Origin of the sequence: Salmonella sp. 2020_1395 (assembly GCF_043848115.1) — a bacterium.
GTDB lineage: Bacteria > Pseudomonadota > Gammaproteobacteria > Enterobacterales > Enterobacteriaceae > Salmonella > Salmonella enterica.
The window spans coordinates 92,595-105,307 of sequence record NZ_JBCMFH010000001.1 but is presented as its reverse complement, the minus strand read 5'-3'; the positions used below and the strand labels follow the sequence as shown (position 1 = coordinate 105,307).

Genomic DNA, 12,713 nt, shown 5'->3' with positions numbered 1-12,713 from the left:
ATCCCATTAGACTCTTTTAATCGCCAAACTGGCTTTAACGATTACGCCTACTGGGATAGGTTCTAAACTTATCATCAATACGTAAAATACCTATTTACGAACATAAAGTAACAGGTAAAAATCCGAAATAAAACCAGCATAACTAAAACTTACTGCAGATATGCACACGCATTATTACTATGTTTCCAGGATAGTCTCGACCAGTCAAGGCATCTATTTTATATAAAAAAGGGAAATACTTCACATGAATAAAATACATGTTACATATAAAAATCTCTTACTTCCGATTACCTTCATCGCGGCAACTCTAATTAGCGCCTGTGATAACGATAAAGATGCCATGGCGGAAGCTGAAAAAAATCAAGAGAAATACATGCAAGAAATCCAGCAAAAAGAGCACCAGCAATCAATGTTCTTTTACGACAAAGCCGAAATGCAAAAAGCTATTGCCAATATCAACGCAAAAGGTGGAGCCAATCTTGCGATTATTGAAGTCCGTTTCTTCAAGGGCGGGTATTCATTCATTCGACAGAGCGTTAACACCCCTGCTAAAGTAGAGATGTTTAAATTTAACAACGGCTACTGGGGGGGACCTTCGCCTGTCAACTTAACCATCTTTGGCACTATAACAGAGGAGCAAAAACAAGAAGCACTAAAAGAAGCTTTATTCAAATTCGACTCGATCAATTTCAGCATTATACCAGAGCGTATTAAGGAAACAATTAAACGCGCTAACGCCAGTGGCATCATTTCCGTTACGGAAGATAGCGATATCGTTGTACGAGCAGAGATAGCTCATAATGGCGAATTCGTCTATGACATTACCATTACTGCTAAAAATACAGCACGTGCGGTAATGACCTTAAATAAGGATGGTTCTATTGCCGGATATGAGACCAAAGAACCTTTCGACCCCAAAAAAGAAGCCGAAAAAGCACAGCAACTTGTTGAACAATCGAGAAAAGACACTGAAAGTCAGCGTAAAAAAGCAGCTGAAAAGATGAACGAAATACAGCAGACATTTAAAAAATAGTAGGCGATACAAACATTGATAAAAATTATAGCGCGAAAGAACGCGTGCCAGGTACTAAAGCACTGCCTGAAGACAGCGAATCGCCATTTCATTCTCTGACACTGTAATTTTTCGTGCTCAAAATGTTTATTTATTGAGCCTTTTGTGGATAAACAGGTGACGTTATGTGACGCCAGGAACCTGGTCCAGCGGGCGTACTTGTTGGAGCCAGTGTAAAGCCGGGCAGCGCGCAGAAACCGGAGCGTATACGTTGTACGTGAGAATTTCGAGCACTGCCCGACCTAAAAATGACGAATAAAATAGATATTTTAAAGAGGTAATATGAAGAATTTTTTCAAAATAATTACTGATTTCATCACGAATATTTCCCTTGATCTATTTGCTATATTTTTATGCATGTTATTCGTATACAAAACAGGACCATCAATTGGTGTGATATCATTTTTTATTGCATTAATTATTTATATCATTCTTCATTTTGTTTTTTACTCATTTCGTGAAAAAATCATAAAAAAAATATTCAAATAAGTATTGAAAATTACTGTTTTGAGGTACAAATTCAGCGCAATAAAACAGAGCAACTCAAAAACAAAAAATTAGGCGTAGCGAAGTGGAAGAGGACTGTCATGTACTGGACCGTGAGCTGGTCGGGAGAGCAATGTACGGGAAAGAGCGCAATACTGTCATTGATGGCAACAGATGATGAGCGACGAATGGAAAAATACAGGGTGTTGGTAAACCGTGTGGACACATCAAAACCTGACTGGCCTGATGTGCCTGTAAGCCAATAATATAACGTTGTGAAAAATCAGGCTGGCGTTAATAAAACACACCAGCCTGAAGTAATATTCAGTTCAGGATGAGCTGATGAAACATAATAGTCAGATATACCCTCAGTCCTGATATGGTTGATATAGTTTTCTGTAAAAAACTAACAACCACAAACATCACACCACCCCGGTGGCTTTAGCTCACCTTCTGGCCAATGGTCACACCAGCCTGGGTGAACCAATGATTCGGGGTTTGGCCAGCCACCGAAGGCGTGTTTTGTATTATCTGGTGGGGGTTTTGAATCACTGGCAGCCATCGCCGATGCCGAAAAGGCTGTAGCCGACAACACCAGAAGCAATGGGAAAAATACACGATGTCTCATAATATCACCCGTAAATATTAAGATTATCCTTGCTGTTAACTTCCCTCATTTTCAGCATAACTCATGCTTCATCATCATTGAATAAACAATTAAGTTTGTTGAACGAAAATTTACTTAAAGAAAAAATAATAAGCCTTAATATTTTTTGCAGTATTTTAATTTATAGCAGAATAAATGTACGTAGATGGCGTAAAAACCTGATGAGCAGGAATATCGATAGCCAGTAAATCACTCCTGTGGTAATGCAGGACACCTGATGACTGTTAAGGTCGCTTCATCTGTAGCGCCGGTGAATTCCAGCGATTTAAGTGAAAAGTAGCCAGCAGGCGCTTCTGCTGGTCCATATTCCTCTATTTTTCAGGCCATACTGAAGTGCCACACAGGTATCTGACAGAACGGTCCTGAGATAATAAATATAAAAGCAGTTACTGCCTACCTCAAGAAGTATGTGCTCATGATCATTTAAAGCTCTTTTAAAGAGACTGATAATAAGCTTGTCAATATAATATTATGCAGTCTCTATTAAGCGCTTGGTTTATTTGTTTTGCATAATCATATAGTTGACTTTTCGAGTAAGAATTTTCTTGCAAAGACAAATAAACGTGTTTTATATCTCTAAATAAGCATACATCACCATGAATATGAGCTTCTATATAATTCCCTTCATAGCCTGTACCATAATTAGAATGAGCTAAAAATTTTTCGCCCTTAGCCATTTTAACCAAACTCTTAAAGCAATTATAACCAAAAAAATCATTTTGACAGGATGCAATCAGGTTCTCCATATGGCAAAATGTAGATAATTTACTCGTATCCAGGCCAAATCTGTGACCGTAGATATCAAAAGGTGAGAATGTACAATTTGTTTTTACATTATCATTTAATTCAAAAAATGATTTCCCATAGGCGCTGGCACCTCCATTTTCACCGTTCAGAAAGTCCAGTGCAGCATAAATTGGTCTGCTTGTAGGGCTAAAAGTTTTACTGTTGGGAGTATATGCTACGGAAAAACCGCCTGTCTGACCATATGGGGCATAAGGTGAATCTGCAAGCTTCTCCAGTTCAAATGCTTTAGTTTCAACTGAATCACGCCCGACATTATAAGCGGGTAAATCTCCCGGTCTGCAACCTAATGCATAAGAGTTCAGATATTCTTTATTTTTTAAGAGAGAGACAAAGTCAATTTTTGCTGCATTAAAATTTATTGTCAGCCGGGCATTTTGTAAAATATCCACCATCTTATTTAGCAAGAGAGCGCAATCTATTTCGGCACCACACTCACGGCTTATCCGCCTGAGCGCTTTTTCTCTTATTATGTCAGCGTCGCGCTGACACCTGGAATGAATATGCGCAAGTACTTGTTTTCCAAAAAGGCGGCCATACACCTTTTTACGCTCTTCATTGCTGAGACCGCAAAACACTTCGTCAAAAGAAAGCCTGTACGCTGCGCTTACAGAACCGCTCACCGCTCCGCTTTCTGGAAATGGCGGAACATCTTCAACAACATTTTTAACTTGCTGAATATCTGAAGACAGAGGAGTACGTCCGACATTTTTTTCCTTATCTGTTTCCAGATATTCCGGAACCTTTACACTTCCACTATAGCAGATAGGTTTGAGCATATGTCTCCTGAATTTTTACGACTAATAGTATTCACTTTCGCTGACGTATTCTTTATCAGGCTGATATTTCAACACTTTTTAGCCGCCTTGTAGAAGTGCAAATAAAGACACTAATGATTTCATAAAATGCTTAATCTACCCACTATTGCAGGCAATAAATTATCACCTTTTATTGAAATATTATCCTGATAATAACAACAAATCTAATAAGGCACTTTCAAAAAATAGCCAAACCACCCATCATAAAGAAAACCACACACAATCAAAATCGGTAACTATCAGCTTTCAACGGGGCTCAGGTTATCATGACGATCGGGGTAAAGGATGGATTACTATTGCGGTCAGAATTGAGGAAGTTTTGATAAATTTTTTTGATAAAATTTTGATAACCGTTCGAATGCTAATAATAAAAACGGGGACGTTAAGTCCCCGTTTTTGTTTTTAACAATTATCGTTATTACATATTTGCGATAATCGCGTCGCCAAACTCACTACATTTCAGCAGTTTAGCGCCTTCCATCAGGCGTTCAAAGTCATAGGTCACGGTCTTCGCGGCAATCGCGCCTTCCATACCTTTAACAATCAGATCCGCCGCTTCGAACCACTGCATGTGACGCAGCATCATCTCCGCAGACAGAATAATGGAGCCTGGGTTGACTTTATCCTGGCCCGCATATTTCGGCGCAGTCCCGTGAGTCGCTTCAAACAACGCGCATTCGTCGCCGATATTCGCACCCGGTGCAATACCGATACCGCCAACCTGAGCCGCCAGGGCATCGGAAATATAGTCACCGTTCAGGTTCATACAGGCGATAACGTCGTATTCCGCCGGACGCAACAGGATCTGTTGCAGGAACGCATCGGCGATAACGTCTTTAACCACGATCTCTTTACCCGTGTTCGGGTTCTTAATTTTCAGCCACGGACCGCCGTCAATAAGCTCACCGCCGAACTCGTCGCGCGCCAACTGGTAGCCCCAGTCTTTAAACGCGCCTTCGGTGAACTTCATGATATTGCCTTTATGTACCAGCGTAACGGAATCGCGATCGTTGGTAATAGCGTATTCAATCGCCGCGCGAACCAGACGTTTAGTGCCTTCTTCAGAACACGGTTTGATACCGATACCGCAGTGCTCCGGGAAGCGAATTTTCTTCACGCCCATCTCTTCGCGCAGGAACTTGATCACTTTCTCAGCGTCTGTAGAGTCAGCTTTCCATTCAATTCCGGCGTAGATGTCTTCAGAGTTTTCACGGAAGATGACCATATCGGTCAGCTCCGGATGTTTCACCGGACTTGGCGTGCCCTGATAGTAACGAACGGGACGCAGACAAACGTACAGGTCAAGCTCCTGACGCAGGGCAACGTTCAGAGAGCGAATACCGCCGCCAACCGGCGTGGTCAACGGACCTTTAATCGCTACGCGGTAATCACGAATCAAATCAAGGGTTTCAGCGGGGAGCCAGACATCCTGGCCGTAAACCTGTGTGGATTTTTCTCCGGTGTAAATTTCCATCCAGGAAATTTTACGCTCGCCTTTATAGGCTTTCTCGACGGCGGCATCGACCACTTTAAGCATGGCTGGAGTGACATCAACACCGATACCATCGCCTTCAATAAACGGGATAATCGGATTCTCAGGAACGTTGAGTTTGCCGTTTTGCAGGGTGATCTTCTTACCTTCCACCGGAACAACTACTTTGCTTTCCATTCACCTCTCCTTCGAGCGCTTCTGGTTTGCTCGTCTGTCATCGCGCTGCATGTGCAATGGCGTCCTGCTGCACGACTGCGTTAGAGCAATTTTTTGTTAATGTTTTGTAATGAGCATGTCAATACTACCCTATTGTTTGCCGCCATGAAAGACACTCATTATTGCGCTATAATGCGGCAATTAATAAGTTCTGAAAACACCATGCAAAAAACTTCTTTTAGAAATCACTACGTTAAGCGATTCAGCTCACGACAAGCATCTAAATCACGGAAAGAAAACCAGCCAAAACGCGTGGTTTTGTTCAATAAACCTTACGATGTGTTGCCGCAGTTCACGGATGAAGCAGGTCGCCGCACGTTAAAAGATTTTATTCCTGTGCAAGGCGTTTATGCCGCAGGCCGCCTGGACCGCGACAGCGAAGGGCTTTTGGTGCTGACTAATGACGGCGCGCTGCAGGCGCGCCTCACGCAACCGGGCAAACGCACCGGCAAGATTTACTATGTTCAGGTAGAAGGTATCCCGGATAATGCAGCGCTGCAGGCGCTTCGTACTGGCGTCACGCTCAACGATGGCCCTACCCTGCCTGCCGGTATTGAGATTGTCGCGGAGCCTGACTGGCTGTGGCCGCGCACCCCGCCGATTCGCGAACGGAAGAATATTCCCACCAGTTGGCTAAAAGTCACCTTATATGAAGGCCGCAACCGCCAGGTAAGACGCATGACAGCGCATGTCGGTCATCCCACTCTACGATTAATTCGTTACAGCATGGGCGACTACACGCTCAACGGCCTCGATAATGGACAGTGGCGCGAGATCGCACAGGAGAAAGACAGATGAAACGGCTTCTCATTGCTTTTGCTTTATTAACACCGTTATCCGTTAATGCGGCCAGCTTCGACTGCCAGAAAGCGCAGGCTGCGGATGAAAAGGCTATCTGCGCGCACCTGACGCTGAATGATAAAGACGTGGAAATGCACACCAAATATCAGTTTCTGAAAGGGTTGTTCGCGATGGGCAGTCGCGGCGCCCTGCAGGACGCCCAGCAGAGCTGGCTTAAACAGCGTCAGCAGTGCAAGGCCGACGTCACCTGCCTGACAAAAGCTTATAACGAGCGTCTGAAACAGCTTGACGCGATCTATGACCACATTGATAAACCGCTTTAATAAGGATGCCTATGTTCAAGCCGCACGTGACCGTTGCCTGCATCGTACATGCCGAAGATAAATTTCTGGTGGTGGAAGAGACCATCAACGGTAAATCGTTATGGAATCAACCTGCCGGACACCTGGAGGCAGATGAAACGCTGGCGCAGGCCGCCGCGCGTGAACTGTGGGAAGAGACTGGCATCACGGCGCAACCACAGTATTTTATCCGTATGCATCAGTGGATTGCGCCGGATAAAACCCCGTTCCTGCGCTTTTTATTCGCTATCAAGCTTGATCATATTTGCGCGACCGAACCCCATGACAATGACATCGATTGCTGCCGTTGGGTGAGCGCCGATGAGATTCTGAACGCGCCGAATTTACGTTCTCCGCTGGTGGCTGAAAGCATTCGCAGTTATCAAACGGGACAACGTTACCCCTTATCTATAGTGGGCGAATTTAACTGGCCGTTTACAGAGGGTGTCAAGTAAAGGGCTGCGTGATAGAATACGCCGCCTTGAAGTTCAATGTCGCGAGTATTCCAATGTCAGAAAGCCCAAAAAAAGTGATCGTCGGCATGTCCGGCGGTGTCGATTCCTCCGTTTCCGCCTGGCTGTTGCAACAACAGGGTTATCAGGTAGAAGGCCTGTTCATGAAGAACTGGGAAGAGGACGATGGTGAGGAATACTGTACCGCGGCAGCCGATCTGGCTGACGCGCAGGCCGTGTGCGACAAACTTGGCATTGAACTGCATACCGTTAATTTTGCCGCAGAATATTGGGATAACGTCTTTGAACTGTTCCTTGAAGAGTACAAAGCGGGCCGTACGCCGAACCCGGATATTCTGTGCAATAAAGAGATCAAATTTAAAGCCTTCCTTGAATTTGCCGCAGAAGATTTAGGCGCCGACTATATCGCCACCGGTCACTACGTTCGCCGCGCGGATGTAAACGGCAAAAGCCGGTTGTTGCGCGGGCTCGACGGCAACAAAGATCAGAGCTACTTCCTCTATACGCTTGGCCATGAGCAGATTGCGCAAAGTCTGTTCCCGGTTGGCGAGCTGGAAAAACCGCAGGTGCGTAAAATCGCCGAAGATCTGGGGCTGGTAACCGCCAAGAAAAAAGATTCTACCGGTATCTGCTTTATCGGCGAGCGCAAATTCCGCGACTTTTTAGGGCGCTATCTGCCTGCGCAGCCGGGGAAAATCATTACCGTTGACGGCGATGAAATCGGCGAGCATCAGGGTCTGATGTATCATACGCTCGGTCAGCGTAAAGGGCTGGGAATCGGCGGCACCAAAGACGGTAGCGAAGACCCCTGGTATGTGGTGGATAAAGACGTTGAAAACAATGTGTTAATTGTCGCCCAAGGGCATGAGCACCCACGTCTGATGTCGGTAGGCCTCATCGCCCAGCAGCTACATTGGGTCGATCGCGAACCGTTCACCGGCACCCTGCGCTGTACGGTAAAAACCCGCTACCGCCAGACCGATATTCCGTGCACGATTAACGCGCTGGATGACGATCGTATCGAGGTCATTTTTGACGAGCCGGTTGCCGCCGTTACGCCGGGCCAGTCCGCTGTCTTTTACAGCGGCGAAGTCTGCCTGGGTGGCGGCATTATCGAGCAGCGACTGCCGCTGACGGTCTGATTATTCAATACACAACACCATTCAAGTCGCCTCAAAGCGGCTTAAAAGATGAAGTGTATTTTATTTGATACAAGGAAGCAGTGATTGTGGCAAAGAATTATTATGACATCACCCTCGCGCTGTCTGGCATTTGCCAGTCAGCACGCCTGGTGCAACAACTGGCGCACCAGGGGCACTGTGATGCCGACGCGTTGCACGTTTCACTCAACAGTGTCATTGATATGAATCCCAGTTCTACTCTGGGCGTGTTCGGCGGCAGCGAAGCTAACCTGCGTCTTGGTCTGGAAACACTGCTCGGCGTGCTGAATGCCAGCAGCCGACAAGGACTTAACGCCGAACTGACGCGTTATACGCTTAGCCTGATGGTGCTGGAGCGCAAGCTGTCATCCGCCAAAGGCGCATTGAATACGTTAGGCGATCGCATTAACGGCCTGCAGCGCCAGCTTGATCATTTTGATTTACAGTCAGACACGTTAATGAGCGCCATGGCGGGCATCTACGTGGATGTGATTAGCCCATTGGGCCCGCGCATTCAGGTGACGGGCTCCCCGGCCGTTCTGCAAAGTCCGCAGGTGCAGGCCAAAGTCCGCGCCTCGCTACTGGCAGGCATCCGTGCAGCCGTGCTCTGGCATCAGGTAGGCGGTGGTCGCCTACAGCTTATGTTTTCTCGTCATCGCCTGACGACTCAGGCAAAACAAATTCTTGCTCATTTAACCCCGGAGTTATGATCTATGGAATTATCCTCACTGACCGCCGTTTCCCCTGTCGATGGACGCTACGGCGATAAAGTCAGCGCGCTGCGCGGAATTTTTAGCGAATACGGTTTGCTGAAATTTCGTGTACAAGTCGAAGTACGTTGGCTGCAGAAATTAGCCGCGCACGCAGCGATCAAGGAAGTTCCTGCTTTTGCTGCCGACGCAAACGGTTACCTGGATACGCTTGTGGCAAACTTCAATGAAGAAGATGCCGCGCGCATTAAAACCATTGAGCGTACGACTAACCATGATGTGAAGGCAGTTGAGTATTTCCTGAAAGAAAAAGTCGCCGCGATCCCGGCGCTACATGACGTTTCCGAATTTATCCACTTTGCCTGCACTTCTGAGGACATTAACAACCTGTCGCACGCGTTAATGCTCAAAACCGCGCGCGATGAAGTGATCCTGCCTTACTGGCGTCAGGTGATTAACGCGGTTAAAGATCTCGCCACGCAGTATCGCGACATTCCTCTGCTCTCCCGCACCCACGGCCAGCCGGCAACGCCTTCCACTCTGGGTAAAGAGATGGCGAACGTGGCGTATCGTATGGAGCGTCAGTTCCGCCAGCTCAACCAGGTGGAGATCCTCGGTAAAATCAACGGCGCCGTAGGCAACTATAACGCGCATATCGCCGCCTATCCGGAAGTTGACTGGCATCAGTTCAGCGAAGAGTTCGTCACCTCGCTGGGCATCCAGTGGAACCCTTACACCACCCAGATTGAACCGCATGATTATATTGCGGAACTGTTTGACTGTATCGCGCGCTTTAACACCATCCTGATCGATTTCGATCGCGATGTCTGGGGCTATATTGCGTTGAACCATTTCAAACAGAAAACCATCGCCGGGGAGATCGGTTCTTCTACCATGCCGCATAAAGTTAACCCCATTGACTTTGAAAACTCAGAAGGCAACCTCGGTCTGTCTAATGCAGTGTTGCACCATCTGGCAAACAAACTGCCGGTTTCCCGCTGGCAGCGCGATCTGACCGACTCAACCGTCCTGCGTAACCTGGGTGTCGGCATCGGCTATGCGCTTATCGCTTATCAGTCCACCCTGAAGGGCGTCAGCAAGCTGGAAGTAAACCGCGATCATCTGCTTGACGAACTGGATCACAACTGGGAAGTATTAGCCGAGCCGATCCAGACCGTCATGCGCCGCTATGGTATTGAAAAACCCTATGAAAAACTGAAAGAATTGACCCGTGGCAAGCGTGTTGATGCCGAAGGAATGAAACAGTTTATTGATAGTCTGGCCCTGCCGGAAGCAGAAAAAACGCGCCTTAAAGCCATGACGCCGGCAAATTATATCGGTCGCGCTGTGACTCTGGTCGACGAACTTAAATAATGCGTGCCTCACCCTCTTTTCTTCAGAAAGAGGGTGACTATTTGTCTGGTTTATTAACTGTTTATCCCCAAAACACCATAATCAACGCTAGACTGTTCTTATTGTTAACACAAGGGAGAAGAGATGATGCGCGTACTGGTTGTAGAGGATAATGCATTATTACGCCACCACCTGAAGGTTCAGCTCCAGGATTCAGGTCACCAGGTCGATGCCGCAGAAGATGCCAGGGAAGCTGATTACTACCTTAATGAACACCTTCCGGATATCGCTATTGTCGATTTAGGTCTGCCGGATGAAGACGGCCTTTCCTTAATACGCCGCTGGCGCAGCAGTGATGTTTCACTGCCGGTTCTGGTGTTAACCGCGCGCGAAGGCTGGCAGGATAAAGTCGAGGTTCTCAGCTCCGGGGCCGATGACTACGTGACGAAGCCATTCCACATCGAAGAGGTAATGGCGCGTATGCAGGCGTTAATGCGCCGTAATAGCGGTCTGGCCTCCCAGGTGATCAACATCCCGCCTTTCCAGGTAGATCTCTCACGCCGGGAATTATCCGTCAATGAAGAGGTCATCAAACTCACGGCGTTCGAATACACCATTATGGAAACGCTTATCCGTAACAACGGTAAAGTGGTCAGCAAGGATTCGCTGATGCTTCAACTGTATCCGGATGCGGAACTGCGGGAAAGCCATACCATTGATGTTCTCATGGGGCGTCTGCGGAAAAAAATACAGGCCCAGTACCCGCACGATGTCATTACCACCGTACGCGGACAAGGATATCTTTTTGAATTGCGATAATGAATAAATTTGCTCGCCATTTTCTGCCGCTGTCGCTGCGGGTTCGTTTTTTGCTGGCGACAGCCGGCGTCGTGCTGGTGCTTTCTCTGGCATATGGCATAGTGGCGCTGGTCGGCTATAGCGTAAGTTTTGATAAAACCACCTTTCGTCTGCTGCGCGGCGAAAGCAACCTGTTTTATACCCTCGCCAAATGGGAAAATAATAAAATCAGCGTTGAGCTGCCTGAAAATCTGGACATGCAAAGCCCGACCATGACGCTGATTTACGATGAAACGGGCAAATTATTATGGGCGCAGCGCAACATCCCCTGGCTGATTAAAAGCATTCAACCGGAATGGTTAAAAACGAACGGCTTCCATGAAATCGAAACCAACGTAGACGCTACCAGCACGCTGTTGAGCGAGGACCATTCCGCGCAGGAAAAACTCAAAGAAGTACGTGAAGATGACGATGATGCCGAGATGACCCACTCGGTAGCGGTAAATATTTATCCTGCCACGGCGCGGATGCCGCAGTTAACCATCGTGGTGGTCGATACCATTCCGATAGAGCTAAAACGCTCCTATATGGTGTGGAGCTGGTTCGTATACGTGCTGGCCGCCAATTTACTGTTAGTCATTCCTTTACTGTGGATCGCCGCCTGGTGGAGCTTACGCCCTATCGAGGCGCTGGCGCGGGAAGTCCGCGAGCTTGAAGATCATCACCGCGAAATGCTCAATCCGGAGACGACGCGTGAGCTGACCAGCCTTGTGCGCAACCTTAATCAACTGCTCAAAAGCGAGCGTGAACGTTATAACAAATACCGCACGACCCTGACCGACCTGACGCACAGTTTAAAAACGCCGCTCGCGGTTTTGCAGAGTACGTTACGCTCTTTACGCAACGAAAAGATGAGCGTCAGCAAAGCTGAACCGGTGATGCTGGAACAGATCAGCCGGATTTCCCAGCAGATCGGCTATTATCTGCATCGCGCCAGTATGCGCGGTAGCGGCGTATTGTTAAGCCGCGAACTGCATCCCGTCGCGCCGTTGTTAGATAACCTGATCTCCGCGCTCAATAAAGTTTATCAGCGTAAAGGGGTGAATATCAGTATGGATATTTCACCAGAGATCAGTTTTGTCGGCGAGCAAAACGACTTTGTCGAAGTAATGGGCAACGTACTGGACAACGCTTGTAAATATTGCCTGGAGTTTGTCGAGATTTCGGCTCGCCAGACCGACGATCATTTGCATATTTTCGTCGAAGATGACGGCCCAGGCATTCCCCACAGCAAACGTTCCCTGGTGTTTGATCGCGGTCAGCGCGCCGATACCCTACGACCAGGACAAGGCGTGGGGCTGGCTGTCGCGCGCGAGATTACGGAACAATACGCCGGGCAGATCATTGCCAGCGACAGTCTGCTCGGCGGCGCCCGTATGGAGGTCGTTTTTGGCCGACAGCATCCCACACAGAAAGAGGAATAAACATTTCTGTGCGTTCTTCCACGCATCTCGTTAAGCAT

General features: G+C 47.4%; 12 protein-coding genes and 2 pseudogenes. 12 read left to right on the top strand and 2 right to left on the bottom strand.

Translation table 11 applies throughout. The annotated features are described in order from the left end of the window. Positions 1–244 precede the first annotated feature (244 nt). The 4 genes and pseudogenes from ACH0WD_RS00550 to ACH0WD_RS00535 all read left to right on the top strand — a co-directional run. Positions 245–1,033, top strand: coding sequence for a hypothetical protein (locus ACH0WD_RS00550; RefSeq protein ID WP_001033389.1), 789 nt, complete (start codon positions 245–247; stop codon positions 1,031–1,033). Between the two features lie 321 nt (positions 1,034–1,354). Beyond that, positions 1,355–1,561 (top strand): hypothetical protein, encoded by a 207-nt coding sequence (locus tag ACH0WD_RS00545; protein WP_000787631.1) that lies wholly within the window; start codon positions 1,355–1,357, stop codon positions 1,559–1,561. A gap of 161 nt (positions 1,562–1,722) precedes the next feature. Continuing rightward, a pseudogene (locus tag ACH0WD_RS00540) lies at positions 1,723–1,824 on the top strand (tail fiber assembly protein); the annotation flags it as partial. 391 nt (positions 1,825–2,215) lie between these two features. Then, positions 2,216–2,398 (top strand): annotated as a pseudogene (locus tag ACH0WD_RS00535) (hypothetical protein); the annotation flags it as partial. Between the two features lie 285 nt (positions 2,399–2,683). Here ACH0WD_RS00535 and sopF read toward each other — a convergent pair. Further along, complete coding sequence (gene sopF, locus ACH0WD_RS00530; RefSeq protein WP_000917278.1) at positions 2,684–3,808, bottom strand: type III secretion system effector SopF; 1,125 nt, start codon at positions 3,806–3,808, stop codon at positions 2,684–2,686. Between the two features lie 457 nt (positions 3,809–4,265). Next, positions 4,266–5,516, bottom strand: a complete 1,251-nt coding sequence (gene icd / locus ACH0WD_RS00525) for an NADP-dependent isocitrate dehydrogenase (RefSeq protein ID WP_000444513.1) — start codon at positions 5,514–5,516, stop codon at positions 4,266–4,268. 171 nt (positions 5,517–5,687) lie between these two features. On the opposite strand from icd, the gene rluE reads away from it, so the two are divergent. From rluE to phoQ, 8 genes are all read left to right on the top strand, one after another. Then, positions 5,688–6,353, top strand: coding sequence for a 23S rRNA pseudouridine(2457) synthase RluE (gene rluE / locus ACH0WD_RS00520; RefSeq protein WP_001249412.1), 666 nt, complete (start codon positions 5,688–5,690; stop codon positions 6,351–6,353). Beyond that, positions 6,350–6,679: a lysozyme inhibitor LprI family protein gene (locus ACH0WD_RS00515; RefSeq protein WP_000825956.1), complete on the top strand. Its 330-nt coding sequence runs from the start codon at positions 6,350–6,352 to the stop codon at positions 6,677–6,679. The genes rluE and ACH0WD_RS00515 overlap by 4 nt, the downstream gene beginning before the upstream one ends. An 11-nt stretch (positions 6,680–6,690) precedes the next feature. Next, entirely contained in the window at positions 6,691–7,152 is a 462-nt protein-coding gene (locus ACH0WD_RS00510; RefSeq protein WP_000476070.1) for an NUDIX hydrolase, read from the top strand. 53 nt (positions 7,153–7,205) lie between these two features. Next, entirely contained in the window at positions 7,206–8,312 is a 1,107-nt protein-coding gene (mnmA, locus tag ACH0WD_RS00505) for a tRNA 2-thiouridine(34) synthase MnmA (protein ID WP_000004540.1), read from the top strand. Between the two features lie 86 nt (positions 8,313–8,398). After that, entirely contained in the window at positions 8,399–9,040 is a 642-nt protein-coding gene (gene hflD, locus ACH0WD_RS00500; protein ID WP_001519653.1) for a high frequency lysogenization protein HflD, read from the top strand. Positions 9,041–9,043: 3 nt separating this feature from the next. Beyond that, complete coding sequence (purB, locus tag ACH0WD_RS00495) at positions 9,044–10,414, top strand: adenylosuccinate lyase (RefSeq protein ID WP_000423763.1); 1,371 nt, start codon at positions 9,044–9,046, stop codon at positions 10,412–10,414. Between the two features lie 126 nt (positions 10,415–10,540). Then, the gene (gene phoP / locus ACH0WD_RS00490) at positions 10,541–11,212 is read left to right on the top strand and encodes a two-component system response regulator PhoP (RefSeq protein WP_001537766.1); all 672 of its coding nucleotides are present in this window, start codon (positions 10,541–10,543) and stop codon (positions 11,210–11,212) included. Further along, complete coding sequence (gene phoQ, locus ACH0WD_RS00485) at positions 11,212–12,675, top strand: two-component system sensor histidine kinase PhoQ (protein WP_001031685.1); 1,464 nt, start codon at positions 11,212–11,214, stop codon at positions 12,673–12,675. Before phoP ends, phoQ begins: the two co-directional genes overlap by 1 nt. The last annotated feature ends 38 nt before the right edge of the window (positions 12,676–12,713 follow it).